The following is a 23,870-nucleotide window of genomic DNA, read 5'->3' on the forward strand; positions in this document are numbered from 1 at the left end:
GTTACGTTATTAGGACAAGGCATGTAGTGAGAGAATTCCATAGAGAATTGACCACGACCTGATGTCATTGTACGTAATGTTCCGATGTAACCGAACATTTCTGAAAGAGGTACGTCAGCTTTAATACGAACACCAGAAACACCCGCTTCTTGACCTGCGATCATGCCACGACGACGGTTTAAATCACCAATAACATCACCAACGTGATCATCAGGAGTAAACACATCAACTTTCATGATAGGTTCAATTAACTGAGCACCAGCTTTTGGAATTGATTGACGGAAAGCACCACGAGCAGCGAGTTCAAATGCAACAGCAGATGAATCGACAGCATGGAAGCCACCGTCATATAATTCAATTTCAACGTCAAGTACAGGGAAACCAGCAAGAACACCGTTATCCATCATGCCTTTGAAGCCTTTCTCGATAGCAGGGAAGAATTCTTTAGGAACATTACCACCAACAACGATAGAGCTGAATACGAAACCAGAACCAGGTTCGCCGGGCTTGATACGGTAATCAATTTTACCGAACTGACCAGAACCACCAGATTGTTTCTTATGTGTGTAAGAATCTTCGATTTCAGTTGTAATCGTTTCACGGTATGCAACTTGTGGCTTACCAACTTCTAATTCAACACCGTAAGTACGCTTAAGAATATCTACTTTGATATCTAAGTGAAGTTCACCCATACCAGATAAAATCGTTTCACCTGAATCTTGATCAGTTTCAACTTTAAAAGTAGGATCTTCTGCAACCATTTTACCGATAGCAAGACCCATTTTCTCAGTTGAACCTTTATCTTTTGGTGTTACAGAGATTGAAATTACAGGCTTAGGGAATACCATAGCTTCTAGGATGATTGGGTGTTTAGGATCACATAATGTGTGACCTGTCTGAACGTTACTTTTCATACCAACAATCGCGATGATATCACCGGCTTGAGCTGAAGTAAGTTCGTTACGGTCATCTGCTTGCATTTCACACATACGGCCAACACGCTCAGTTTTACCTGTAGCAGCATTAAGAATCGTATCGCCTTTCTTCAATGTACCTGAATAGATACGTACGAAAGTTAATGTACCAAAACGGTCATCAGTGATTTTGAATGCTAATGCTTTGAATGATTCTTCAGCAGAAACAAGTGCGTACTCACCATTCGGCTCACCTTCTTCATCAGTAAGTGGTTGTGGGTCAACATCCACTGGTGACGGCAAGTAATCAACAACGGCATCAAGAATGTTTTGAACACCTTTGTTCTTAAAAGCAGAACCACAGTAAGTAGGGAAGAAGTCCATAGTACGTGTACCTTTACGGATACAACGTTTGATATCTTCCATAGATGGCTCAGTGCCTTCTTCTAGATATGCTTCGAAAAGATCATCATCTTGCTCAAGAGCAGTTTCAAGAAGCTTTTCACGGTACTCTTCTACTTTATCAACCATGTCCGCAGGCACATCTGTGATTACGAAGTTTTCTGGAAGACCAGTTTCATCCCATATCCATGCTTTACGGGTAAGTAAGTCAACAACACCAGTAAACTCATCTTCGATACCAATTGGTAAAACCATGATAAGTGGGTTAGCACCAAGTACTGTTTCAGTTTGTTTAACAACACGATAAAAATCAGCACCGATACGGTCTAATTTGTTTACAAAGATAATACGGGCAACTTCTGAGTCATTCGCATAACGCCAGTTAGTTTCTGATTGTGGCTCAACACCACCAGAACCACAGAAAACACCAACGCCGCCATCAAGTACTTTAAGTGAACGGTAAACTTCAACTGTGAAATCAACGTGACCAGGAGTATCGATAACGTTGAAACGGTGATCGTTCCAAAAACAACTTACCGCAGCAGACTGGATGGTAATACCGCGCTCAGCTTCTTGTTCCATGAAATCAGTTGTTGACTCACCGTCATGTACTTCACCAGTTTTGTGGATCTGACCGGTTAATTTAAGGATACGTTCAGTTGTTGTGGTTTTACCAGCATCAACGTGAGCGAAGATACCAATGTTTCTGTATTTAGCTAAATCTGCCATTCGAGTACTCTACTTAGTTTAAGGTCTATCCCACTTTTTTCTTCTTATACTTATATATAAGTTAAGTAAGTTAAAAGCAGAATTGTTGAAAATTTGCGCGCGAGTATACCATTAACAAAAGCAAATCCATAGAAAATTGATAAAATATTACTAAATAGTAATATTTTATCGCCAGTAATTTACTATGAAAATAGCCCTATTTTAATGTTCTACTCATTTAGTTCTGCTTATATATAGGTAAAAAAAATAAATAATAAAAAATAACGAGGAAAACACCTTAAACGTTTAGCCAATTTTTCTAGCTAAAGTAATTATCAAATACAATACCGCCCCAGATAATCACAGAGAAAGAAATAGCCAAAAATACCGCTGCTGAGCCTAAATCTTTCGCCCGACCTGATAATTCATGATGATCTAGTCCAATACGATCTACCACGGCTTCTATTGCTGAGTTTATCACTTCGACTAACAGTAATATTATTAGAGAGCCTATTAACAGTGCTAACTGCATTCCGCTATTAGCGATAAATAAACTCAGTGGTAATAAAACAAGACAAAGGTATAACTCCTGTCTAAATGCTGCTTCATGTTTATATGCCGCTTTCAGACCTAAAAAAGAGCAGCGCATTGCTTTTAATATTCGGCTAAGACCTGAACCATTTGGCTTACTATTTATCTCTGCTTGCTCGGAATTGTTTCTGTCCATTCTAAAAGCCTATTGAAGAAAGTGACTATCTTGCTGTCGCAAAATTTGTAATTGCTGATAGTTAATCGTATCAGGTTTTTTATTAAAATCGTCAATATCATATTTATTGGTTAACAAGCCGCTAGAGTATATGGTGTTATCAACTAAATAAGCCTTATCAATATAACTCGCCATCGCAACACCACGCTGCGCAGGTAAATCAAACAAATCAAAACCCGAACTATAATGTGATAAGGGTGAAGCCGTATTTAGCACATGCTTTAATAACGTTGGAACGATATCAACATGAGCAGAACGATTTGTTTCTTTAATTAATTTTTTCTGTCCTGGAATGTACATTACTAGAGGCACGGTTGTTTGTGCTTTAGTAAAGTTACTACCATGTCCCCAAAAGCCCTGTTTATTATCGTTAAATTCTTCACCATGATCTGACGTGATAACAATGAGTGTATTCTTGTCTTGACCACTCTTTATTAGTGTTTGATGAATCTGCTTAAATAGAGAATCAATATAATGTAAGGAGTTTTGGTAATCATTTAAAAATGGCTGAGCACTAATTTGCTTATTAACAAGAAACTCCGCTGTTACTTTTGGTGTAGGCAGAAACTTTTTGTGATGTTCTGGATAATCATAATCATGATGAGACGAAGTTAAGAATACAAATTTAAACCACGGCTTATCGCTGGTATTTATCTTTAGGTCGTTAATCACTTCAGTTGTCACTGCTAGATCGTTTTTACTACTACTCGATTTTTGAGGGTAAATGAAACCAGGATCTGAAATTTCGCCGAAAAACATTGGCTTCATCGCAAAACGATTAAAATTAGAGCCGCTGTATGAACTGATATCATAACCACGCTGTGAAAAACTTTTTGTCAGCATCGTTTGATGCTTAAAAGGTGCCGATTGTGCACTGGCTAAATAACTAGGGTTTAAGCCATACATCAAACTAAATAATCCTGACACAGTAACGTTGCCGCCACTGTAATGATTATTAAACTGATGACTCTTTGTTGCAAACTCGGCTATATAAGGTGTGATATCACTTGTTAGCATGTCCGCTCGCCAACTCTCAACAACAAACATCAATACATTTAATGGCGCTTTATTATCACCTTTATCAAAAACTAATGGTTTTATTGGGTAATTAAAGCGTTGCGAAGACGTTTGGTTATCAATAACCGGCGCACTACTGCTTTTATTAACCACGATTAACTCAGGATAACGTTGTTGCAAAGTTGCCATATTTTTTGTTGAGGTAATGGGGGCGAAATATGGCATGTAAGGTGTATACGCCAAAATACTTTCTTGCTTAGTAAAATGCCCCCAAATATGTAGACCTTGTCCCAATATAAAAAAAGCAAGAATTCCTATATTAATGTATTTAGTTTTAATCATTATTAATTGCTTAGCTTTACTGAAAAATAGCACCTGTAAAGTAACAACCCCCAGAAAAACTATTACCGCTAGAAGACTCATGCCCCAAGAAATGCCAATTCCCTGAAAATCGAAAAGAGTCATCTCAATAAAGAGCATGTCGATATGAAAACGATAAACATTAAAAACGAGGATATCTGCTAATAAAAACAGATCTAACACTACTTTAGGAATAATGATCAGTAGCGCTGTTCTTTTAAAATACAATAGTGGCGTTAACAGTAAAGTAACTACGAAATAAGCAAGGTAGTAATAGCTTGGAATACTCATGCTATATATAAAGGCGCTTAATGTGTCATGCTGATAAGCTGAATATATAAAAACACTTAATAGCGTTAGACTGGTAATAAAGCTGATTAAGATATAACGACTAGCAAATTGAAGATGGTTTAAGAAAGTGTTCATTGAAGTGACAGCTAACTGACTAACAGGTTATTAGCTGAATCTCATTATTAGAAATAGGTTTATAAATCCTAAAGCAAGGAAGATTTACTCTCAGTTACATAAGTGTAACTAAACTGTAAGTAGGTTGAATAGGATTGTTAGTAATTGAATAGGGGCTGTAAGTTTCTGTAAGACAGTCTGTTTACCCTATACCAATATCCAAAGTACTTAAAAAAAAATGACTATATACATAGGACAAATCACTAAATTATAATGTTATCCCTGTATAAATCACGCCAACACACCTATATTTCGGCTAAAAATGACTTAATTAACAATAAGCCGTAAGAAAGCTTGCACATAAGCGGGTTTATTGTATAATACGCGCTCACATTCAGCCAAGTTGAGTGTGCTTGCTTAAGACTTTTGCTTAATATTTAATTATTATCAACGCTTATAGCACTAAATAAATAAGAATTATGTTTTTGTTTATTTCACAGCAACTCTAATTTTGAGTTGAATGTTTATTAGTTAATACTCCCCCTTCCGGCACATAAGGAAGCAGAGGGATGTATTTTTTTGTTCTTTAAAAAGGGGATTTGTCTTCATGTCAAATCAAAGAATTCGCATTCGTTTGAAAGCGTTCGATCATCGTTTGATTGATCAATCTACAGCAGAAATCGTTGATACTGCAAAACGTACTGGCGCACAGGTTCGTGGTCCAATTCCACTTCCTACACGCAAAGAACGTTACACTATCTTGACTTCTCCACACGTTAACAAAGATGCACGTGATCAGTACGAAATCCGTACTCACAAACGCATGATTGATATCGTTGAGCCAACTGAAAAGACTGTAGACGCATTAATGCGTTTAGATCTTGCAGCTGGTGTTGATGTTCAAATCAGCTTGGGCTAAGGGGAGTTTTAACATGACTATAGGTCTAGTTGGACGTAAAGTGGGTATGACTCGTGTCTTCACAGAAGATGGTGTTTCTACCCCTGTTACTGTTATAGAAGTTGAAGCAAACCGTGTTGCACAGGTTAAAACTGTAGACAACGATGGTTATTCAGCACTACAAGTTACTACTGGTAAGCGTAAAGCAAGCCGTGTAACTAAGCCTGCTGCCGGACATTTCGCAAAAGCAGGAATCGAAGCAGGCCGCGGCTTGTGGGAATTCCGTTTAAACGAAAATGAAGGTAGTGACATCGAAGCTGGCAGTGAAATCACTGTTTCAGTATTCAATGACACTAAATTAGTAGACGTTACTGGTACATCGAAAGGTAAAGGTTTCCAAGGCGGTATTAAACGCTGGAACTTTACTATGCAACATGCAACGCATGGTGTTTCGTTATCACACAGATCTAACGGTTCGTTAGGTCAGTGTCAAACACCAGGTCGTGTATTTAAAGGCAAGAAAATGTCTGGTCACATGGGTTCTGTGCGTTGTACTACACAAAACCTTGAATTGGTTCGTGTTGATGCTGAACGTAACTTGTTGCTTATTAAAGGCGCAGTTCCGGGTGCTATCAATGGCAACGTAATCATCAAACCAGCTGTTAAAGCTTAGTCCAGGAGATTTTGTGATGGAATTATCATTAAAAGACGCATCAGGTGCTCTTGAAGTATCTGAAGCAACTTTTGGACGTGAGTTTAACGAAGCGTTAGTACATCAAGTAGTAGTTGCATATGCAGCTGGCGCTCGTCAAGGTACTCGTGCTCAGAAAACTCGCTCAGAAGTTAGTGGCGGTGGTGCAAAACCATGGCGCCAAAAAGGTACTGGCCGTGCACGTGCCGGTACTACTCGTGGTCCAATTTGGCGTTCAGGTGGTGTTACATTTGCTGCTAAACCTCAAGATCACAGCCAAAAAGTTAACCGTAAAATGTATCGTGGTGCTATCGCTAGCATCCTTTCTGAATTAGTTCGTCAAGAACGTTTAGTTGTAGTAGAGAACTTTTCGGTAGAAACGCCTAAAACTAAAGAACTTGTTGCTAAGTTAAAAGGTTTAGAGCTTAAAGACGTATTGATTGTAACGAAAGAAGTTGATGAGAACTTATTCTTATCAGCACGCAACTTGTATAAAGTTGACGTTCGTGACGTTGCAGCAATCGACCCTGTAAGCTTGGTTGGTTTCGAAAAAGTTTTAATCACTGCAGATGCAATTAAAGAAATTGAGGGGATACTAGCATGATAAACGAAGAACGTTTGTTAAAAGTGCTTTTGGCACCAAATATTTCTGAAAAAGCAACTACAGCTGCTGAAGCAAACAACACTGTTGTTTTCAAAGTAGCTACAGATGCAACTAAAGCTGAAATAAAAGCGGCAGTTGAAAAACTTTTTGAAGTTACCGTTGAAGGTGTTAATACACTTAACGTTAAAGGTAAAGAGAAACGTACAGGTGCTCGTACTGGTCGTCGTAACGATTGGAAAAAAGCATATGTAACTCTTAGCGAAGGTAGTGAAATCGACTTCGTTGGCGCAGAATCATAAGGAGCAGCTAAAATGGCTATAGTAAAATGTAAACCTACTTCTCCGGGTCGTCGTCACCTAGTTAAAGTGGTAAACAAAGAACTTCATACAGGTAAGCCTTATGCACCACTATTAGACACTAAGTCTAAGTCTGGTGGTCGTAACAATAATGGTCGCATTACGGTTCGTCACATTGGTGGTGGTCATAAGCAACATTATCGTATTATCGACTTTAAACGTCTTAAAGATGGCATTCCAGCCAAAGTTGAGCGTTTAGAATATGATCCAAACCGTAGTGCTAACATCGCGTTAGTATTGTATGCCGATGGTGAACGTCGTTACATCTTAGCCCCTAAAGGCATATCAGCTGGCGATACTGTCCAGTCTGGTGTTGATGCTCCGATCAAACCTGGTAACACAATGCCACTACGTAACATACCTCTAGGTAGTGTTATTCACGCAATCGAACTTAAGCCAGGCAAAGGTGCTCAAATAGCACGTGCAGCCGGTACTTACGCACAATTAGTTGCGAAAGACGGTGCTTACGTTACTTTACGTCTTCGCTCTGGCGAAATGCGTAAAGTTGAAACAGATTGTCGTGCTACTTTAGGTGAAATCGGCAATTCTGAACACATGCTTCGCTCGTTGGGTAAAGCTGGTGCTTCAAGATGGCGCGGTGTTCGCCCAACTGTTCGTGGTGTTGCCATGAACCCAGTTGATCACCCACACGGTGGTGGTGAAGGTAAGACATCTGGCGGTCGTCACCCGGTATCCCCTTGGGGCGTACCAACTAAGGGTTACAAGACTCGTTCGAACAAGCGTACTGATAAATTTATCGTACGTCGTCGTACTAAGTAATTTAGTACATTAAACTAATATTCTGATTGCTTGGACTTAGTTAACTTTTGTTACTACTAAGTTCAACATGAAGAATTTGAATTATATAAGGATTCACCATGCCACGTTCCCTCAAGAAAGGTCCATTTATTGACCTACACTTGTTGACGAAGGTAGAGAAAGCGGTGGAAAGCGGGAATAAAAAGCCAATTAAAACTTGGTCCCGTCGTTCAATGATCATTCCTACAATGATCGGATTGACCATCGCTGTCCATAATGGCCGTCAACACGTTCCTGTATTTGTTACCGAAGAAATGATCGGTCACAAGTTAGGCGAATTTGCACCAACTCGTACTTATCGCGGTCATGTCGCTGATAAGAAAGCGAAGAAATAGGGGAAGTTACAATGCAAGCTATTGCTATACATAAATTTGCCCGCGGTTCTGCTCAAAAAGCGCGTTTAGTTGCGGATCAAATCCGTGGCGTTAATGTAGAAAAAGCACTTGAAATTCTAACTTTCAGCAACAAAAAAGCTGCTGAATTAGTTAAAAAAGTACTTAACTCTGCTATCGCGAATGCCGAGCATAACGAAGGTGCAGATATTGATGAATTATTCGTTAAAACAATTTTGATTGACGATGGTCCAACAATGAAACGTATTATGCCACGTGCGAAAGGCCGAGCCGATCGCATCATCAAGCGCACTAGTCACATCACTGTGATCGTGTCTGATTCTTAGGAGTATATTAGTATGGGTCAAAAAGTTCATCCTAACGGTATTCGCTTAGGTATCACGAAACCTTTCGCGTCTACTTGGTTTGCAAGCAATAAAGATTTTGCTAGCAACTTAGACGGCGACCACAAGGTTCGCGAATTTTTAAAAGAAAAGCTTAAACGTGCATCACTTTCAAAAGTGGTAATCGAACGTCCAGCTAAATCTATCCGCGTAACAATTCACACGGCTCGTCCAGGTGTTGTTATCGGTAAGAAAGGCGAAGATGTTGAGAAACTACGTTTAGCCGTTTCTAAAATTGCTGGTGTTCCTGCTCAAATCAACATAGCTGAAGTACGTAAGCCAGAAATGGATGCGCAGTTAGTTGCAGACAGCATTGCTAGTCAATTAGAACGTCGTGTTATGTTCCGTCGCGCTATGAAGCGTGCAGTTCAAAACGCAATGCGTTTAGGCGCTAAAGGCATCAAAGTACAAGTTAGTGGTCGTTTAGGCGGCGCTGATATCGCACGTGCAGAATGGTATCGTGAAGGTCGTGTACCTTTACATACATTACGTGCTGATATTGACTACGCAATTGCGCGTGGTAACACTACTTACGGTGTTATTGGTATCAAAGTTTGGATTTTCAAAGGCGAAATCATTGGGAAAATGCCACTTAAGGCAGAAGAACCAGCGGCTAAACCTAAAAGAAAAACCAACCGCAAGCCTAAGTAGGAGCTAAGTTATGTTACAACCAAAACGTACTAAATTCCGTAAGCAATTTAAAATGCGCAACCGTGGTCTTGCACACGTCGGTAGTTCAGTTAGCTTCGGTACTTTCGGTTTAAAATCAATGGAACGTGGTCGTATGACTGCGCGCCAAATTGAAGCCGCTCGTCGTGCCATGACTCGTCATGTGAAACGTCAAGGTAAAATCTGGATACGCGTATTCCCTGATAAGCCAATTACTAAAAAACCTCTTGAGGTTCGTATGGGTAAAGGTAAGGGTTCAGTAGAATATTGGGTTTGCCAAATTCTTCCTGGCCGTGTTCTTTATGAAATGGAAGGTGTTTCTGAAGAGATCGCGCGTGAAGCTTTTGCTTTAGCCGCTTCTAAACTACCATTCAAAACTTCCTTCGTAACTAGGACGGCATTGTAATGAAAGTTAGTGAACTTAAAGCAAAAAGCATTGAAGAGCTTAACGCTGAATTACTAGAACTTCTTCGCGAGCAGTTTAACTACCGCATGCAAGCAAGTACTGGTCAATTAGCACAAACTCATTTGCTAAGAATCGTACGTCGCAATATCGCACGTGTTAAGACTATCATAACTGAAAAGGCTGGTAAGTAATGAGCGAAACTAAAATCCGCACACTACAAGGCGTCGTAATCAGTAACAAAATGGATAAGTCTATCGTTGTTTTGATTGAACGTCGTGTTAAGCACCCTATGTACGGTAAATACATGACGCGTTCAACTAAGTTGAAAGCACATGATGAAACTAACGTATGTAACGAAGGTGACTTAGTAACTATTACTGAAGTTGCGCCAATTTCTAAGTCTAAAAACTGGAAATTAGTTGACGTAATTACTAAAGCTTAATTCTTTATAAATTTTATATTTATATTTAATTAACTTTGTATAGTTAGCAAAAAGACCTTAACATTTATTTGTTAAGGTCTTTTTTTATGTCCAAAAGAAAACTTAGATAGCGTAGAAACATACGCCACTGCCTAAGTCTGCTGTTCCTAGCTAAAAGGAAAGACACGTGGAAATTAGCAGACGTAATTACTAAAGCTTAATCCTTTATAAATTTTATATTTAATTACAAATCCTCATAATCCCTCTAACGGCTTTAACTAGCAAGAAATGCTCACTCCCTAATTTAACGTCTCCATAATATGTTCTTCCACCAAACAGAACCAATAAGTAACACTTTAACTTGTGCAAAGAACATATATAAACGTGAAACAAGCCCTAAATGGGCATCAATTTCGCCTTGTTTTCATTACCACTGGTAATTTTACATGATCAATCTTTCAGAGCTCTAGCTTTCCTAAGCTATAAATTAAAGCCATTAAAAAGCCACAATCAACATAGTTCATTGTGGCTTTATTTAGGCAAACTAAATGAGTCTTAAAAGTAAAAACTATAAAATAAAGGCCCCATCTAGCTCTTCAAAATCAAGACCAATAAAGTTCTTGCTTTCAAGGTGATTCTTAACTTTTTCATGAACAACAATGGTGTCCCAACTTTCCGCTAAACGGAACATATACAAGCCTTTAATCGCGCTAGTATTGCCTTGAAGCTTTTGAATACTGGCATCGCCGTCACGAGATTCTGTCGCAAACTCTGTTTCTGGGCCAGCTGCTTTAACTAAACCAATAATATTAAAAGCTTTATAACCTTCTATTAGATACCTAGGATCAGTTCGACTCTTAAGAACAACATCATAATTCACTAAATTATCAACTCCGCACTCCACTAAAGCATCAATAAATTCTTTACTGGCTATTGGGGGGTGACAATAATAAGAAAGACAATTAGCATCCTCTTCACCTTCTCTTATATCTACAATTATTGGAGTCTTTGGCTCTTGAACAAAAGCTTGACCATACATCCAATCATCTTTCTTTTCATTAGGTAAGTCAGGCATGCCTCCTAGCATCATCCCTTCATCAGAATAATCCGAGTCCATTACATAATACTTTGCATCACTCATTACGTATCCTTTAAATATTTGTATTTTTTATAAAACTTTAATGATATCTGCCTTAAGGCCATCAATCTCTTTCTCTAATCCAAAATAAGCTTTCATAAGCTTGTCGTCACCGTAGAATTTTTTATGCCAAACGGGTCCTATCAACAGAACTTTTAGTTGAATTGATAGTACATTCAAGCGAGCTACCAGCCCTAAAGGAGCATCAACCTTTCCATTTTTTTTACTATCCTTAGCTATTTTACAGGCTCCATCTTCCATTTTTTTCATTTTAGCTGCTATTTTATCTAGAACCTTAAAAACCTGTATGGAGTAATTTTTATGTCGCATATGAAACTGCCTATTGCCTGATACTTCAATAGCTGCTGCTACATATGCTCTTTGAAAATCAATTGCAATATTTCGGTATTCCTTACCTTTGAGTTTAAGGAGGATTTTTTTGCCCGCTTCTGAAGGCCACTAATTTTTCATTGAAAGTGCATAGGGACTAGGTAGCCAGACACCCTTTACTTCAGTAGAGAGTCAGCGCAATTAACGTCATAACCGATACTTTCACGCATTAAATCTCAGTCAATAAAAAGCCACAATTAACATAGTTCATTGCGGCTTTATTTAGACAAAGTATATGAGTGGTAAAAACTATAGGATGAACGCGCCCTCAAGCGGAGTAAATGCTAAGTTTTTAAAGCCTTTTGCTTCTAAATGGTTTTTAACTTTTTCATGCACCACAATCGTTCGCCAGCTTTCCGCTAAACGAAACATATACTGACCTTTCATTGCTTCAGGGTTTGGCTGATAACTTTCAATACTGGCATCACCTTCGCGAGATTCAGTGGCAAACTTAGTATCAGCAGATGCCGCTTTGGCTAAACCAATAATATTAAAGCCCTTATAACCCGTTATCTGCTTATCGCACTCCCGACTTTTTAATATAACGTCATAAAGGTGTAAATTATCTACGCCCACTTCTAATAACGCCTCAATAAATTCATTACTGGCGATTTGAGGGTTACCATAAAAGTGGACAGGAGGTTTATTTTGTTCCCCTTCACGAATGCCAACCATAAGTGGCTCTGTTGGCGGGATGGTAAATGCTTGACCTTTCATCCAACTATCCTTAAAAGGCTTGGGTAGGCGAGGCATACCACCTGCCATTAAAACATTCTCATCAAAATCACAGCGGATTACATAAAACTTATCATCACTCATTAGTTAACCTTTTATTTTTTATATGATTTTTTCAATATCTGCAGATGGATTGTCCGCTTTATCTAAGTTCTCAATAAAGGTATTCATACCTTTATTGTCGGCAAAGAATGGTGGATGCCAAACAGTACCGATAAGCAATACTTTTAATTGAGCCGACAGGATATTTAATCGGGCCACTAAACCTAAAGGCGCATCAATTTTCCCATCATCTTCACCATCAGCAGCTATTTCACATTCTCCACTAATCATCATCATCATTTTGGCTGCTATGCCATCTAGCACATCCTTAACTTCTCTCGAATAATCACTGTGGCGCATATGAAATTGTTTGCCGCCAGACTCCTTGATTGCGGCGGCAATATAGGCCTCTTGAAAAGAGACGGCATGCTCGACATAGCGCTGCCCTTCTGATTTGAAAATGTACTTTTTTCCATCTTCAGAAGGCCATTTATTTTTATTAGATAAAGCATAAGGGGTCGGTAACCAAGTACAATTTACATCGTAACCGATACTTTCACGCATTAAATCTCAGTCAATAAAAAACCACAATCAGTTAGGCTAATTGTGGTTTATATCCTTCATATCCATACTATGGCTAGCTATAAAATGAACGCGCCATCTAACTCTTTAAACTTTAAACCAATGAAGCTCTTGCTTTCAAGGTGATTCTTAACTTTTTCATGTACAACTATCGTGTCCCAACTTTCCGCCAAACGGAACATATACAAACCTTTAATGGCACTGGTATCAGCTTGAAGTTTTGTAATACTGGCATCACCGTCACGAGATTCTGTTGCAAATTCTGTTTCTGGGCCCGCCGCTTTAACTAAACCTATAATATTAAAAGCTTTATAGTCTTTATGCTCAACCTCTCCATCTGGCCAGCTTCTTAACACAGCATCATAAATAGCCAAATTATCAATGCCTACTTCTAATAAAGCACCGATGAACTCATTAGTGGCAACAGGAGGATCTGAATAAAAGGAAACTGGAATATTATTTTCTTCATCATCAGAAATATCTACTATTATCGGCTCTTTTGGGGCTTTAGTAAAAGCTTGGCCATACATCCAGTCATCTTTAGCCTCATTGGGTAAATCAGGCATACTATCTAGTGCCATGCCATCAATTAAACCTAAGGTGGTATCCATTACATAATATTTATCGTTACTCATGTTATCTCTTTTAGTCTCTTTGTTCTTTACATAATCTTGACGATATCAGCTTTTAAACCTTCAGTCGCTTTAACCAAAGAAAAGTACTCAGTCATTAATTTATCATCACCATAATACTCTTCATGCCAAACAGGCCCTATAAGCAACACCTTCAGCTGAGCAGACAGAGCATTTAGTCTAGCGACAAGCCCTAAAGGGGCGTCAATTTTGCCATCTTTTTTACTATCACTGGCAACTTTACATGCTCCATCTTCCATTTTTTTCATTTTAGCGGCTATTTTATTTAAAACCTTTTTAACCTGCATCGAATAATCAGCATGTCGCATATGAAATTGACGATTTCCTGACTCTTCAATTGCTGCTGCTACATAGGCTTTTTGAAATGATACGGCAACATTAACGTACTCTTTGCCTTTCATTTTTAAGATTCTCTTCTTTCCATCATCTGATGGCCATTCATTTTCCATAGAAAGAGCATAAGGACTAGGCAACCAGACACCATTCTCAGCACAATTAACATCGTAACCAACGGATTGCTTGTCTTTTACTTTGCTTTCAATACCTTTTTTATTAAAATTTTTAATTACAGCCTTATCACCTAAATAGGGTACTAATTTAGATTTAGCCAATGATTCATTACCCGGAATCAAATGATGTGGTGCATATTTAACCTCATATTTTTCTGTTTCTTTGTCGGTATATGTACGTACCTTGAGGTCTTTATCACCTTTCTTCCACGTTAACATTTCATCTGGCGCAAAGTGTAAGGTTATTTTGCTTTCAGGTTTTTTTTGATTATCTTTCTCTAAGCTTTTACCTAGCTTACCACCATCATTTTTAGGCATGCTTGGCTTTTTTCCATCAGTCTCAGGATGCGGCACCTCCATCTCAACAGCTGCTGGCTTTTCAGATTTATCATGCCACGGACAAGTATTTTCATTGTGCTCTTCATCTTTAGCAATAAAAATATCAACTGAAATGGCTTCACCTAACTGTGTCATGCATTATCCTTAATCATCAAAAACATAGGGGATTGAGTTTTACGCTTAAACCACACAAGCCGCTCCTCTAAACTCATCATCTGATGAGCCATAACAAATACTTGGTTTGGCGCTATTTAGTGCGGCAAGTGCCAATAGCACAGGGCCGGTAGCGGCTCCTAAATCACCGTAACAATCAGCGGGGTGTTGATGGTTTGCTTCAGGCGAAATAACTTTTGCGTTACGCACTTGCGCAACACCAAACTCTTTACCGCCAAATAACTCACCATTTAAACTGCTGTAAATAGCTTTGATATTATTTTCAGGCATTATATTGGCAAAGCCGACAGCTTCAGTAAACGCTTGCGCTAAGCCATTGCCAAGGTAAGGTTCATCACTGTATCGATGCCCTTCCTCCGCCGCTAAACCGGGTCGGGTAATGGCGCGGTTATTAGGGGATAATGCTTGTTTCGACAATAAAATAAAGCCTGCGCCTTCTCCGGGAACAAAACAATCTGCGCCCCCTGCTTCGGTTTTAACCCGTTTATCTTGCATAAATTTAGACAAAGTTGTTGCATGCCAAAAGGTATCAACACCGCCAACTAAGGCAAAGGGTTGTGATGATGTTTGTAAATATTGAAAGGCGCTTTCTAGAGCAAAAAATGCCCCTGCTCTGCCCATTGGAAATACTTTGCTATTATCTAAATCAATAGGCTTTTCTATTTGGCATTGTAAGTGTTTTAAAAATATCGAACGTATTGGCAATGGCGCGTTAGGTATTGGCTCTGGTCCGGCTAAAAACACGGCCATTGGCGCGGAAATATCCGTATTGGGTAGCTCGGCCATTTGTTGATAAATTTGTTCAATAGCGGGTGCTGCCAATTGCAGCATGCGTGCTTGCCTAGCGGTTAACCCTAATACATCAATAAGAGGGGCAGCCAAAGGCGGTAATGCGTCGTCAGGCACTTGCGTCATGGTTAATGCTTCAACATTACCATTACAATAACTACCTCTTTCATACACATTAATACCAGCCTGCACTGCGGCGTGGGTCATTGCAGTATTAAACCCTACAGGGGTAATCATACCTGTTGCGGCAATAAACAATTGATTCAAAGCACTCATACAGCTTTCCTTGCTTTGGTATTAAATAGCGGTGATTGTGGGTCGAGTAAAGCTAAAGAGAGTGCTGCGCTATGACGTTGTCGCTGCGAGCTATGCTGAATCACTTGATTCAGTTTATTACTGGCTGCGGGGTTATTCTGCCCAAGCTCAACACCTAATATATATCGTGATCCTGGGATAAATTTAGTGCGGTGTTTTAACCACATGTGCGATATTTTACTGACATAAGGGAACGGCAAATGTTCGTCGTCATCTAACTCAACCATTTCATCTTCATTATCATCATTGGGCACAACGGTAATATCACCGGGCGTGTCGATAATGAGTTCATAGCGGTTTAAGTCAATACCCGTAATTAATACAAATGCTTCTCCCGCTATTTTAGCGGTTTCAAAACTTTTCATTCTATCAATTAGCCAGGGTATTGTATGCGGATCGCCTAATACACCACTAGCGATAATAACAGCTCGGATGTGATCAGGATTTTTCGCTAATTCAGATATCCAGGCACGCGCTTGTGGTGCTGGTAATACCTTAAAAGCAATTTGAATGGCGGGTATTTGGTGTGGTGTTACTTCATTAATAAATGGATAGAGGTTATTAATATGCTTCTTCTCACCCAATAAAAGCAACGCCCAGTTTGCCCAAAAAGCTACCGACGGATCCTCATGTTGCAGCATGGTTTCGGCGATATTCGCGTAAACGTATAATTTAAGCTCACCGACTAAACGTAAAGTACGCGCTAATAACTTGTGATGGGTTAGGCAATCATCGCGGGTTAATATATCTTGTATAACATCACCCGGATTTTTACGACGCATGCTACATACGGCAATAGCTAAATATTTATGGTCGAGGGACTTACTGTATAAAAATTTATTAATCCAATCATTCACTAAGGCTTTTGGTAACCACACAAGTGCTGAGGCAAGGCCTATAAAAGTGTCATCATTGGTAAAAGCATGGTCAACAATAGTCTTAATTTTTGCTAAGTCGCGGCTTCGAAAGGCAATAATGGCAGCAGCAAAACATTCGCCACCTTGCTCATATTCTAACTGTTCAAGCGCTATATTCCACGATAGTTCAAAGGTACTCATTAACCCGTCTAGATTTGCATTTAACCGCACTTCTAATTCAAGTAAACTTTCTTGATCATAATGCGGTTGGTTAACAGCAATAGCACGCATTTCCCACAAAAAGGCGGCATCGGTATAAAACTGCTCGGTGATATCACGAAAAGCATTACTTTGTTGTTCTAATAGGTTCTTTTTATTCAACACGCTTTATATTAACCCATGATATTTTTTTTATTATGAAAGAGCATATCGCCCATACGGCACACGTTTTTACCTTCAAACTTTACATCAAATGAATAGAGCATAAATTCACATTCACCTTTTGTTTTGCCACTAATAATGCCTTTATGTATACCGGGTTCATCGCCAGCACTTTTTTTGTATATAGCCGCTTTTACCATCGGCATTTTTTTATCAACTGTTACCGATTTTGGCCCTTTATCGGTATCAGACGCCATACCAATATTTGGGTAAGGAATAGGCACAACCGCAGGCCCCACTTGTGTTTTACACACATCAGGGAAAGCAATACTCATACCGCCACTGCCTTTATGGGCAATACCACGTGAATTTGCAAAGGTTGTTTGAGCCATAATATTCTCCGATGATGTACAGGTAACTTAGCGAGAGAGTTTTAATTCAATCTCACTAATATTTGCTAAATTCTTGTCGCATTGAAATGGCGCTAACCAAACCATTGATAATTGTTTTTGGTTAGGGTGCAGTGTCAGGGTTTCAATATTGAGCGTAACTGGCATCGCTTCATCTTTTAACATAACATTACAGCTCATTTTCACATGCGGTACACTCAGATTAATATCGCCAGCAGGGTGCATACCTTTAATCACTAAAGGCTCGCCTCCCTGTAAATACCCGGGATAAACCAAGTCAGGGTGTGCGGCATTTAAAAAACGCTTATCAAAATCTATTGGTAAATACGGTGCTCGCGTGGTTTGCCATGTTTCGTCATACGTTCCAGCCCATTGAGTCCGCGGAGTCCAATAACTGCAAATTGGCGCAAAACCAGCCGGAATAGGCGTATCTTTGATACCTTGAATCAACTGGTTTGGGTCTTCAATATTGGGCAGTGCTCGCCCTTCCATTTCAGCTTTAGAGCGTTTACCTGAAAAACCACAGCCTACTAAATTTCTTTCCTCGGCCAATATTGTTGACTCATCAACTTGATGTTGACCACCATAAGCACGCTCATATACCAAGGGCATAGATTGAAATGGAACTGCGCTACTTGGTACGCCATTTACCCACTGCCTATCACCAAATACTCTCACTGTTTTTTGAACTTGACCTACAGCTAAATGTACATCTAACTGCTTTACGTTCTGGTTATTGAGTGCACATGCATTACCTTGCATTAAAATATCAGTGCAATTTTTACCAATGTGAAAATCAGACAACGCCTTAATACTAGATAAGCCTGGCTCCCCCCAATATTCATCAGCTTTCTGAGGAGGCGTTTGTTCATCGGCTAAACTCCACTGCTGTCCCATGATAAAGGTAGCTTTAACGATGACATACAAGGAATCTATGCCTTTTTCATTTGGGAAAGTTGCTATATCTGCGGAAAATGGGGTGCTATTGTTAAGTTGAAGCATACGAGTATTACCTTAAGTGAATTAATTCACTTGAACTGAGCCGCCTAAAATACGATTAACTCCGGTTGAGCGGTTTAATAGGTATTTCCCACGGATCATTACTTTACCCGCTTTAGTTAGTGTGATGCTTGACTCACCACATTTAAATACCATCTCATCTTCGGCTTCGAAGGTTACTTTTTTACCTTCAACATTTACGTTATCAATGTTTAAGCTTGCTGCTAGCTCTACTGATTCAGATTTTTCATCGAGTTGAGGTGACGTATTTTTTTGAGACGCTTCAAAATTATCTAACATGGCTTGTAGCGGACTATGAATTAGACCAATAACAATAGGTTGCGATAAATCACCTTGATTAAATAATAACGCCACTTGTCGATTAATTTGTTGCTGTGTCAACGCCAGAGTAGTTATAGCAGTTAGTGCTTGTTCGCTCGGGTTAAGTGAGAAATTAACTTCTGGCTGACCTAACGCATTAATTGCTGCAATAGTGCCTAAAACAATTTCACCCGGTGCAATACTCTGCGTTAGCTTTTCTTCATCTGACGTTGAACCAAACACATCGATGTCAGGTTGATGATTAGTTGGCAACAACTTTACTCCCTTTCAAAATAACATTACCCGATGCTTTCGCTGTTATTTTACCTGAGCCTTTAAAGGTAATATCCTTACCGCTAATGGTTATTTCACCATTCTTTTTCATTATGATTTTTGCTGAGCCCGTTTTAATGGTTATTTCGTCTTCAGCCTCTAAAGTAATACCTTTTGCCTGTAAACCATAACCTTTAGTGACACTCTCTGCGTATTCACCTTTAATCGTTTCGCGTAAATCTTTAGCGACATTGATGACCATATTGCCACCAACACTTTCATCATGGTCTTTACCGACATTAACGGTTTTATTTTTAGTCACATCATCTAAGCGGTTATTTTTAACGACTAAGCTACTATCGTTTTCAACAATGGTATTTTCATTATTTTTAATCGTTGTAGTTTTATCATTATCAACGGTAACAAATTCATTATTTTTAACAACCACCATTCTGTCTTTGCCAACAGTAAGGTTGTCATTGTTACCTATATCAACACGTTGGTTATTTTTAATTAACCCTTCAAGATCTTTCTCCGCTTGAATATAAACTTTTTCACTATCTTTTTTATCTTCAAAGCTCAGTTCATTAAAATTATCAGCGCCGCCTTTTTTACTGGAATGCGTTTTAATACCACTTTGCGTTTTAGAAGCAAACGGCGGCTTATTATTACCGTTATAAACACTACCCGTTACAATAGGACGATCAGGATCACCATCTAAGAAGCTAACAATTACTTCATGACCAATGCGAGGAATAAATGACGATCCCCAGCCATTACCCGCGAATGATTGCATCACACGTATAAAACACGAACTGTTTTCGTCTTTTTTACCGTCTCGGTCCCACATAAACTGTACTTTTATGCGACCAAATTCATCAATATATATTTCTTCGCCTTTAGGGCCTGTCACTAAGGCAGATTGCGGTCCGTACATAACAGGACGTGTATAAACCATAGGGGGTCTATACATTTTTTCCAGTGGCATACAGTTGAATGAATTACTGTATTGCTGGTCACCACCTTGACTTGAAAAGTAACTTGCATCATTTGCTTGGTGATGCACACTTAACAGTAAAAATTTACCTTGTTCAGATTTAGCTTCATGTTTTAATAAATTAAAAAATTGTCCTGCACTGAAACTACTACAACTACTGCCGCCACTAATGGTATTTGCACCCGCTTCTTCAGCGTCCATTCTTGCATCAGCAAGCTTTTTACCTAGGGCAAAGTCGTATTGGCTTGGGTAACCATAATGTTTGAATTGGCTATTTTTTTCTAACTTACTTTTTGACGTACTTTGTGCGAGTAAACTTTTATTCGGCTCTTTAAAGTTATAGTCATTAACTATCCACTCACCTTTTTTCAGCTCATAATTATGTTGCCATGTGTTAATTTCAGCATCTGGGCTATTCCCCTTGGAATAGGTGAGTTTACTCTGCGCGGTTTCGGCATAAGCACTCATTTGGTCAACAATAACTAAGGTATGTTTTTTCTTATCGTGGCTAAAGAAGCTGGCATAACCCTCCTCTGCTAATAATCGCATTACAAAAGCTAAATCACTTTCGCCATATTGCACACAATACTCACGAGGATTACCACCCTCAGCTTTAAAGTCAAAATCGTTATAACCTAAGTCAGAGAAAACTTGGCTAACAATATCTTTAGTATTCTTATTTTGAAATATACGACGGTTTTCCGTCTGATTGAGAAACCACGTCCATGGCACAATCGTAAGTTGATATTCTCTTAACCCGCTATTCTTAATTTCACCAAAAGAGAAATGACTAACGAAACCATTGAAAACTCTTTTTTCATCATCGTGAATAGTAAAAGTCACCGATTTATGAATTAAGTCTTCTGGTTTAATATCAGTATTTTGAGATAGTACATTTAAACTAAATTGAAAAAGAGACGAGATGGCTTCGATACCATTAATCGAAGTAAGCAGCAGTTCATCTTTTGCTAACGGTGTAGCAATTGAAAGAAAACGGCCGTCTTGAGTAAATCCACTCATGTACTAATTCCCCTCCATGAGAATATTATATAACAAAGCTATTCTATTCTTTTTGGAATAATTTTTATAAAAGTATAAAAAAATACAGCCTCTAAAGGCTGTATTATTCAGTGCAAAATTATAAAGCTTTTGCTGATGTTAAGTCATAACCAGCACGCTGCGGGCTACCACTTTTGTTACTACCATCGTAATCAGTGTAATTAATTTCACACTTAGAGAAGCTAAGTGTTAAGTTTTCAGTAGGCTCTTCATCGCCGTCAGCAGCAATGTGATAACTACTTACTAAACAGTCTTGTAAAGCGTATTGCATAAACTCTTCAACTTTGTCGCTTCCAGTGCGAACAAACTTAAGCGTTACTTTTTTACCAGATGAACCAGAAACCGCTTCTTTAAATAATGCAGAAACTGAGTTGTCTGCTTTTTTAGTTAAAGAAACTTCTGATACGTTAGGCTTACCGACTTCACGGTTTGCCATTTTACCTGATTCCATTGTAAGGCCACGGCTAACACCGAAACTTACAGAATCAACTAATACGTGGTTCTCAAAACCTTCTGCTGTAACGTTCCCTTTGATTCCTTCAAACTCAAGATATATTGCCATTTTATTTCAATTTCCATTTTAAAAGTTAAAGAACACTAATAGATATCTGTGTTCATCCTATTTCCTGTGCCTAAAATAAGATATTTTTAACATAAATTCAATGAAAATTTAACATAAAACAGCGGTTTCTGTACATTTATTAACTTTTACTTATTTGGCGCATATACATTCGCTATTAATATGATTTAAAAGCTGTATTGAAAGTTAAAAGTCAGTAATGCGGAGTCATATTCAGGCTCTTCACCTACAATTTTTAATTCACTCATTACCGGAAAGGCTATTTGTAATGTGCCACTGGCACCGCTGTTATGCGCAATTTGTAAACCGAAGCCAACATCCGCTAAATTTGCCGTTGCATTAGGCTCCCCTTCTTGAAGAGAATAACGGTAAGCAAAGCCATAATCGACAAACACAAAAGGTTTAAATACGTTAGTAAAGTCTACATTAGCTATATTAAAATCGAACATATCTGGGGCATTAAACATCCAATCAACACCTAAGAACACTGCATCATCACCCGTAAAGTAACTTTGCGTAAAACCACGTATTTTTGTTGGCCCTGTTAATGAATATCGTGCAATTGTTGACAGTGTAGTACCTGAATATTGCAAATGATTTTTAAAAATAAGCCTTGAGCTGCTATCTGTAAAAGGAACTTTTAAAAAGCTCAGCAAGGTATAATCGACAGAATACACATCAAAGTGTTGTTCTTGCCCTATGCTAAAACCATACTCAAAGTTTCCTCGGTTATAAGTAAAGGTCGCATCATGTAAAAGCTTACTTTTATCATCAAGCAAGTCAAAGTGATAAGATAAATAGATGTTTGAAAGGGTTTGATCTAGAAAGGTAGAGGGTTTTTCTGGATCGCCAAAATGTAAATCTGAGTTAATACGATCTACTCTCAATTCATAGCTACTATTCCGTTTACGGCTTCGTTGAGCAATATAACGAGCATGAGCACCGTAAACATTAACTATGCCACTTAACTCAGCTAATTCAGCCACTGATGATTGATCAGAAACAAATTGGTTTTCAGAAATATCAAAGCCCACTCTTACCCGTGGACTAACAAAATTACTTTCATAACTAACCTGCCCATAGTTGGTACCAAACGGGAATACCGATTGTAAAATACTTAGATGAAAATAATCGGCTATGCCAAATAAGTTATTTACTTGGCCATCTAAAAACAAACGATGTAGACCTGTATCTTCAGTACCATGATTATCAATACGGGTAGAGAAATTAAAAAGTGCTTCATCTCGCACATTCACTTTTAACCGCGTATCACCAACTTGTCTTCCTGGCTCAAAATAACCATCAACACTAATACCAGGAAAGTTATTTATTAAAAATAAATTTTCCTCAATAGATTGACTGGTAACTGGCTTATCAATAAAGTCCTCAAATACCTTTGTTAAGGTATCGTTATCATACATAGTGTTATTTTCAACCTGAACCTCACCTAAAGTACCCAGTAATACCGTTAAGTTAACAATGCCATCACGTACTTGCTGTTTAGGAATATACGCCTTAGCGAGAATAAAACCACGCTCACGGTAAAACTGAGTAATACTGCTCGCTACACCTTCAATTTGCCCTATTGTTACCCCACGTTTACCTTGCTGGGCACGTATAAGCCAAACCAGCTGTTGTACTTCCAGTGAGCTTACGTGGCGATCAATCGTTTCTTCCTCAATATCAACCAATAAGTCTGAGAGTTCACCCAATTCATCAATGGTATAACCCGATTGCAGTAACTTGCCCTCTCCCATCAAATTAAATCGAATACCCTCAACCAACTCCCCGATTGCTTCGCGGGTTATACCCAATTCAGGGAACTCAACTAAGCCTTGAATTCTAAACTCAGCAACACCGAGTCTAGGTCCAGCCATGGGGTCAGGAAGCCTGTCTCGTACCGCTGGAATATTCATATCCTTGAGTAAGGTTTTTTCTTTTATTTCTCTAAGCTGCTCAATCTCTGGCATTTTTATAAAATCAGCTTTCACTTCTGAAAGCAAAATAAAACTTCCGACAAAAGAAAATGCACAGAACAATGCACACTTTGTCAATATTCCATTAGACACGACTGTAACCTTATTAATTATTTAACCTGAGCTCAGGTTGTTTATATTTATTCTTATTTATTTACTTGAGCAAGAGATGGCCATTG

At 38.7% G+C, this 23,870-nt stretch carries 28 protein-coding genes; 11 read left to right on the forward strand and 17 right to left on the reverse strand.

The genetic code is table 11. From position 1 onward, the window contains the following. From fusA to CXF85_RS09130, 3 genes are all read right to left on the reverse strand, one after another. Positions 1–2,045, reverse strand: a 2,045-nt coding sequence (gene fusA / locus CXF85_RS09120) for an elongation factor G (RefSeq protein ID WP_101228227.1), incomplete at its 3' end; no start/stop codon positions are given. 298 nt (positions 2,046–2,343) lie between these two features. Continuing rightward, the gene (locus tag CXF85_RS09125; RefSeq protein ID WP_101228228.1) at positions 2,344–2,751 is read right to left on the reverse strand and encodes a diacylglycerol kinase; all 408 of its coding nucleotides are present in this window, start codon (positions 2,749–2,751) and stop codon (positions 2,344–2,346) included. A gap of 9 nt (positions 2,752–2,760) precedes the next feature. Then, positions 2,761–4,593, reverse strand: coding sequence for a sulfatase-like hydrolase/transferase (locus tag CXF85_RS09130; RefSeq protein ID WP_101228229.1), 1,833 nt, complete (start codon positions 4,591–4,593; stop codon positions 2,761–2,763). A gap of 586 nt (positions 4,594–5,179) precedes the next feature. Between CXF85_RS09130 and rpsJ the strand changes: the two genes are divergently transcribed. From rpsJ to rpsQ, 11 genes are all read left to right on the forward strand, one after another. After that, the gene (gene rpsJ, locus CXF85_RS09135; protein WP_011041723.1) at positions 5,180–5,491 is read left to right on the forward strand and encodes a 30S ribosomal protein S10; all 312 of its coding nucleotides are present in this window, start codon (positions 5,180–5,182) and stop codon (positions 5,489–5,491) included. A gap of 13 nt (positions 5,492–5,504) precedes the next feature. Then, entirely contained in the window at positions 5,505–6,143 is a 639-nt protein-coding gene (gene rplC, locus CXF85_RS09140) for a 50S ribosomal protein L3 (protein ID WP_101228230.1), read from the forward strand. 16 nt (positions 6,144–6,159) lie between these two features. Beyond that, a complete protein-coding gene (gene rplD, locus CXF85_RS09145; RefSeq protein ID WP_101228231.1) occupies positions 6,160–6,765 on the forward strand; it encodes a 50S ribosomal protein L4 in 606 nt (201 codons plus the stop codon). Continuing rightward, the gene (gene rplW / locus CXF85_RS09150; RefSeq protein WP_101228232.1) at positions 6,762–7,064 is read left to right on the forward strand and encodes a 50S ribosomal protein L23; all 303 of its coding nucleotides are present in this window, start codon (positions 6,762–6,764) and stop codon (positions 7,062–7,064) included. The genes rplD and rplW overlap by 4 nt, the downstream gene beginning before the upstream one ends. Before the next feature lie 12 nt (positions 7,065–7,076). After that, the gene (gene rplB, locus CXF85_RS09155) at positions 7,077–7,901 is read left to right on the forward strand and encodes a 50S ribosomal protein L2 (protein ID WP_101228233.1); all 825 of its coding nucleotides are present in this window, start codon (positions 7,077–7,079) and stop codon (positions 7,899–7,901) included. Positions 7,902–7,999: 98 nt separating this feature from the next. Further along, positions 8,000–8,275: a 30S ribosomal protein S19 gene (gene rpsS / locus CXF85_RS09160; RefSeq protein ID WP_011041718.1), complete on the forward strand. Its 276-nt coding sequence runs from the start codon at positions 8,000–8,002 to the stop codon at positions 8,273–8,275. An 11-nt stretch (positions 8,276–8,286) separates the two neighbouring features. Further along, positions 8,287–8,619, forward strand: coding sequence for a 50S ribosomal protein L22 (gene rplV, locus CXF85_RS09165; RefSeq protein WP_011041717.1), 333 nt, complete (start codon positions 8,287–8,289; stop codon positions 8,617–8,619). A 12-nt stretch (positions 8,620–8,631) separates the two neighbouring features. Next, positions 8,632–9,327 carry a 30S ribosomal protein S3 gene (rpsC, locus tag CXF85_RS09170; RefSeq protein ID WP_101228234.1) on the forward strand — a complete coding sequence of 232 codons (696 nt, stop codon included), beginning with the start codon at positions 8,632–8,634 and terminating at the stop codon, positions 9,325–9,327. Between the two features lie 10 nt (positions 9,328–9,337). Then, the gene (rplP, locus tag CXF85_RS09175) at positions 9,338–9,751 is read left to right on the forward strand and encodes a 50S ribosomal protein L16 (RefSeq protein ID WP_101228235.1); all 414 of its coding nucleotides are present in this window, start codon (positions 9,338–9,340) and stop codon (positions 9,749–9,751) included. Continuing rightward, positions 9,751–9,942, forward strand: coding sequence for a 50S ribosomal protein L29 (rpmC, locus tag CXF85_RS09180; RefSeq protein ID WP_011041714.1), 192 nt, complete (start codon positions 9,751–9,753; stop codon positions 9,940–9,942). The genes rplP and rpmC overlap by 1 nt, the downstream gene beginning before the upstream one ends. Continuing rightward, entirely contained in the window at positions 9,942–10,193 is a 252-nt protein-coding gene (rpsQ, locus tag CXF85_RS09185) for a 30S ribosomal protein S17 (RefSeq protein WP_101228236.1), read from the forward strand. Before rpmC ends, rpsQ begins: the two co-directional genes overlap by 1 nt. A 547-nt stretch (positions 10,194–10,740) precedes the next feature. Here rpsQ and CXF85_RS09190 read toward each other — a convergent pair. From CXF85_RS09190 to CXF85_RS09255, 14 genes are all read right to left on the reverse strand, one after another. After that, positions 10,741–11,313: a hypothetical protein gene (locus CXF85_RS09190; protein ID WP_101228237.1), complete on the reverse strand. Its 573-nt coding sequence runs from the start codon at positions 11,311–11,313 to the stop codon at positions 10,741–10,743. A gap of 27 nt (positions 11,314–11,340) precedes the next feature. Continuing rightward, positions 11,341–11,640 (reverse strand): hypothetical protein, encoded by a 300-nt coding sequence (locus CXF85_RS09195; protein WP_101228238.1) that lies wholly within the window; start codon positions 11,638–11,640, stop codon positions 11,341–11,343. 309 nt (positions 11,641–11,949) lie between these two features. Further along, complete coding sequence (locus tag CXF85_RS09200; RefSeq protein WP_101228239.1) at positions 11,950–12,519, reverse strand: hypothetical protein; 570 nt, start codon at positions 12,517–12,519, stop codon at positions 11,950–11,952. A gap of 18 nt (positions 12,520–12,537) precedes the next feature. Next, on the reverse strand, positions 12,538–13,041 hold the full coding sequence (locus tag CXF85_RS09205; protein WP_101228240.1) for a hypothetical protein: 504 nt from the start codon (positions 13,039–13,041) through the stop codon (positions 12,538–12,540). Between the two features lie 77 nt (positions 13,042–13,118). Beyond that, positions 13,119–13,694 (reverse strand): hypothetical protein, encoded by a 576-nt coding sequence (locus CXF85_RS09210; RefSeq protein WP_101228241.1) that lies wholly within the window; start codon positions 13,692–13,694, stop codon positions 13,119–13,121. A gap of 26 nt (positions 13,695–13,720) precedes the next feature. Beyond that, positions 13,721–14,695: an AHH domain-containing protein gene (locus CXF85_RS09215; protein WP_101228242.1), complete on the reverse strand. Its 975-nt coding sequence runs from the start codon at positions 14,693–14,695 to the stop codon at positions 13,721–13,723. A 45-nt stretch (positions 14,696–14,740) separates the two neighbouring features. Then, positions 14,741–15,799 carry a beta-ketoacyl synthase N-terminal-like domain-containing protein gene (locus CXF85_RS09220; RefSeq protein ID WP_101228243.1) on the reverse strand — a complete coding sequence of 353 codons (1,059 nt, stop codon included), beginning with the start codon at positions 15,797–15,799 and terminating at the stop codon, positions 14,741–14,743. Beyond that, complete coding sequence (locus CXF85_RS09225) at positions 15,796–17,079, reverse strand: TIGR02270 family protein (RefSeq protein WP_101228244.1); 1,284 nt, start codon at positions 17,077–17,079, stop codon at positions 15,796–15,798. Before CXF85_RS09225 ends, CXF85_RS09220 begins: the two co-directional genes overlap by 4 nt. 8 nt (positions 17,080–17,087) lie before the next feature. After that, a complete protein-coding gene (locus CXF85_RS09230) occupies positions 17,088–17,468 on the reverse strand; it encodes a DUF4150 domain-containing protein (protein WP_101228245.1) in 381 nt (126 codons plus the stop codon). 27 nt (positions 17,469–17,495) lie between these two features. Further along, positions 17,496–18,488, reverse strand: coding sequence for a DUF2169 family type VI secretion system accessory protein (locus tag CXF85_RS09235; RefSeq protein WP_101228246.1), 993 nt, complete (start codon positions 18,486–18,488; stop codon positions 17,496–17,498). Between the two features lie 21 nt (positions 18,489–18,509). Then, complete coding sequence (locus tag CXF85_RS09240; protein WP_101228247.1) at positions 18,510–19,082, reverse strand: DUF6484 domain-containing protein; 573 nt, start codon at positions 19,080–19,082, stop codon at positions 18,510–18,512. Next, the gene (locus CXF85_RS09245) at positions 19,069–21,096 is read right to left on the reverse strand and encodes a type VI secretion system Vgr family protein (RefSeq protein ID WP_101228248.1); all 2,028 of its coding nucleotides are present in this window, start codon (positions 21,094–21,096) and stop codon (positions 19,069–19,071) included. Before CXF85_RS09245 ends, CXF85_RS09240 begins: the two co-directional genes overlap by 14 nt. Positions 21,097–21,214: 118 nt before the next feature. After that, positions 21,215–21,697: an Hcp family type VI secretion system effector gene (locus CXF85_RS09250; RefSeq protein WP_033082641.1), complete on the reverse strand. Its 483-nt coding sequence runs from the start codon at positions 21,695–21,697 to the stop codon at positions 21,215–21,217. 185 nt (positions 21,698–21,882) lie between these two features. Further along, positions 21,883–23,784: a ShlB/FhaC/HecB family hemolysin secretion/activation protein gene (locus CXF85_RS09255; RefSeq protein ID WP_157829055.1), complete on the reverse strand. Its 1,902-nt coding sequence runs from the start codon at positions 23,782–23,784 to the stop codon at positions 21,883–21,885. Between the last annotated feature and the right edge of the window lie 86 nt (positions 23,785–23,870).

Origin of the sequence: Colwellia sp. 75C3, assembly GCF_002836255.1 — a bacterium.
Taxonomy (GTDB): Bacteria; Pseudomonadota; Gammaproteobacteria; order Enterobacterales; family Alteromonadaceae; genus Colwellia.

What these genes read in the sequence shown, in the direction of transcription:
- rplP (WP_101228235.1), top strand. Translation starts at nt 9,338, where the DNA reads ATGTTACAACCAAAACGTACTAAATTCCGTAAGCAATTTAAAATGCGC.
- CXF85_RS09230 (WP_101228245.1), bottom strand. Translation starts at nt 17,468, where the DNA reads ATGGCTCAAACAACCTTTGCAAATTCACGTGGTATTGCCCATAAAGGC.
- CXF85_RS09205 (WP_101228240.1), bottom strand. Translation starts at nt 13,041, where the DNA reads ATGCGTGAAAGTATCGGTTACGATGTAAATTGTACTTGGTTACCGACC.
- CXF85_RS09220 (WP_101228243.1), bottom strand. Translation starts at nt 15,799, where the DNA reads ATGAGTGCTTTGAATCAATTGTTTATTGCCGCAACAGGTATGATTACC.
- CXF85_RS09130 (WP_101228229.1), bottom strand. Translation starts at nt 4,593, where the DNA reads ATGAACACTTTCTTAAACCATCTTCAATTTGCTAGTCGTTATATCTTA.
- CXF85_RS09200 (WP_101228239.1), bottom strand. Translation starts at nt 12,519, where the DNA reads ATGAGTGATGATAAGTTTTATGTAATCCGCTGTGATTTTGATGAGAAT.
- CXF85_RS09250 (WP_033082641.1), bottom strand. Translation starts at nt 21,697, where the DNA reads ATGGCAATATATCTTGAGTTTGAAGGAATCAAAGGGAACGTTACAGCA.
- CXF85_RS09195 (WP_101228238.1), bottom strand. Translation starts at nt 11,640, where the DNA reads ATGCGACATAAAAATTACTCCATACAGGTTTTTAAGGTTCTAGATAAA.
- rpsS (WP_011041718.1), top strand. Translation starts at nt 8,000, where the DNA reads ATGCCACGTTCCCTCAAGAAAGGTCCATTTATTGACCTACACTTGTTG.
- CXF85_RS09190 (WP_101228237.1), bottom strand. Translation starts at nt 11,313, where the DNA reads ATGAGTGATGCAAAGTATTATGTAATGGACTCGGATTATTCTGATGAA.
- CXF85_RS09235 (WP_101228246.1), bottom strand. Translation starts at nt 18,488, where the DNA reads ATGCTTCAACTTAACAATAGCACCCCATTTTCCGCAGATATAGCAACT.
- CXF85_RS09210 (WP_101228241.1), bottom strand. Translation starts at nt 13,694, where the DNA reads ATGAGTAACGATAAATATTATGTAATGGATACCACCTTAGGTTTAATT.
- CXF85_RS09215 (WP_101228242.1), bottom strand. Translation starts at nt 14,695, where the DNA reads ATGACACAGTTAGGTGAAGCCATTTCAGTTGATATTTTTATTGCTAAA.
- rpsQ (WP_101228236.1), top strand. Translation starts at nt 9,942, where the DNA reads ATGAGCGAAACTAAAATCCGCACACTACAAGGCGTCGTAATCAGTAAC.
- rplW (WP_101228232.1), top strand. Translation starts at nt 6,762, where the DNA reads ATGATAAACGAAGAACGTTTGTTAAAAGTGCTTTTGGCACCAAATATT.
- rplD (WP_101228231.1), top strand. Translation starts at nt 6,160, where the DNA reads ATGGAATTATCATTAAAAGACGCATCAGGTGCTCTTGAAGTATCTGAA.
- rplB (WP_101228233.1), top strand. Translation starts at nt 7,077, where the DNA reads ATGGCTATAGTAAAATGTAAACCTACTTCTCCGGGTCGTCGTCACCTA.
- CXF85_RS09125 (WP_101228228.1), bottom strand. Translation starts at nt 2,751, where the DNA reads ATGGACAGAAACAATTCCGAGCAAGCAGAGATAAATAGTAAGCCAAAT.
- rpmC (WP_011041714.1), top strand. Translation starts at nt 9,751, where the DNA reads ATGAAAGTTAGTGAACTTAAAGCAAAAAGCATTGAAGAGCTTAACGCT.
- rplC (WP_101228230.1), top strand. Translation starts at nt 5,505, where the DNA reads ATGACTATAGGTCTAGTTGGACGTAAAGTGGGTATGACTCGTGTCTTC.
- rplV (WP_011041717.1), top strand. Translation starts at nt 8,287, where the DNA reads ATGCAAGCTATTGCTATACATAAATTTGCCCGCGGTTCTGCTCAAAAA.
- CXF85_RS09245 (WP_101228248.1), bottom strand. Translation starts at nt 21,096, where the DNA reads ATGAGTGGATTTACTCAAGACGGCCGTTTTCTTTCAATTGCTACACCG.
- rpsJ (WP_011041723.1), top strand. Translation starts at nt 5,180, where the DNA reads ATGTCAAATCAAAGAATTCGCATTCGTTTGAAAGCGTTCGATCATCGT.
- rpsC (WP_101228234.1), top strand. Translation starts at nt 8,632, where the DNA reads ATGGGTCAAAAAGTTCATCCTAACGGTATTCGCTTAGGTATCACGAAA.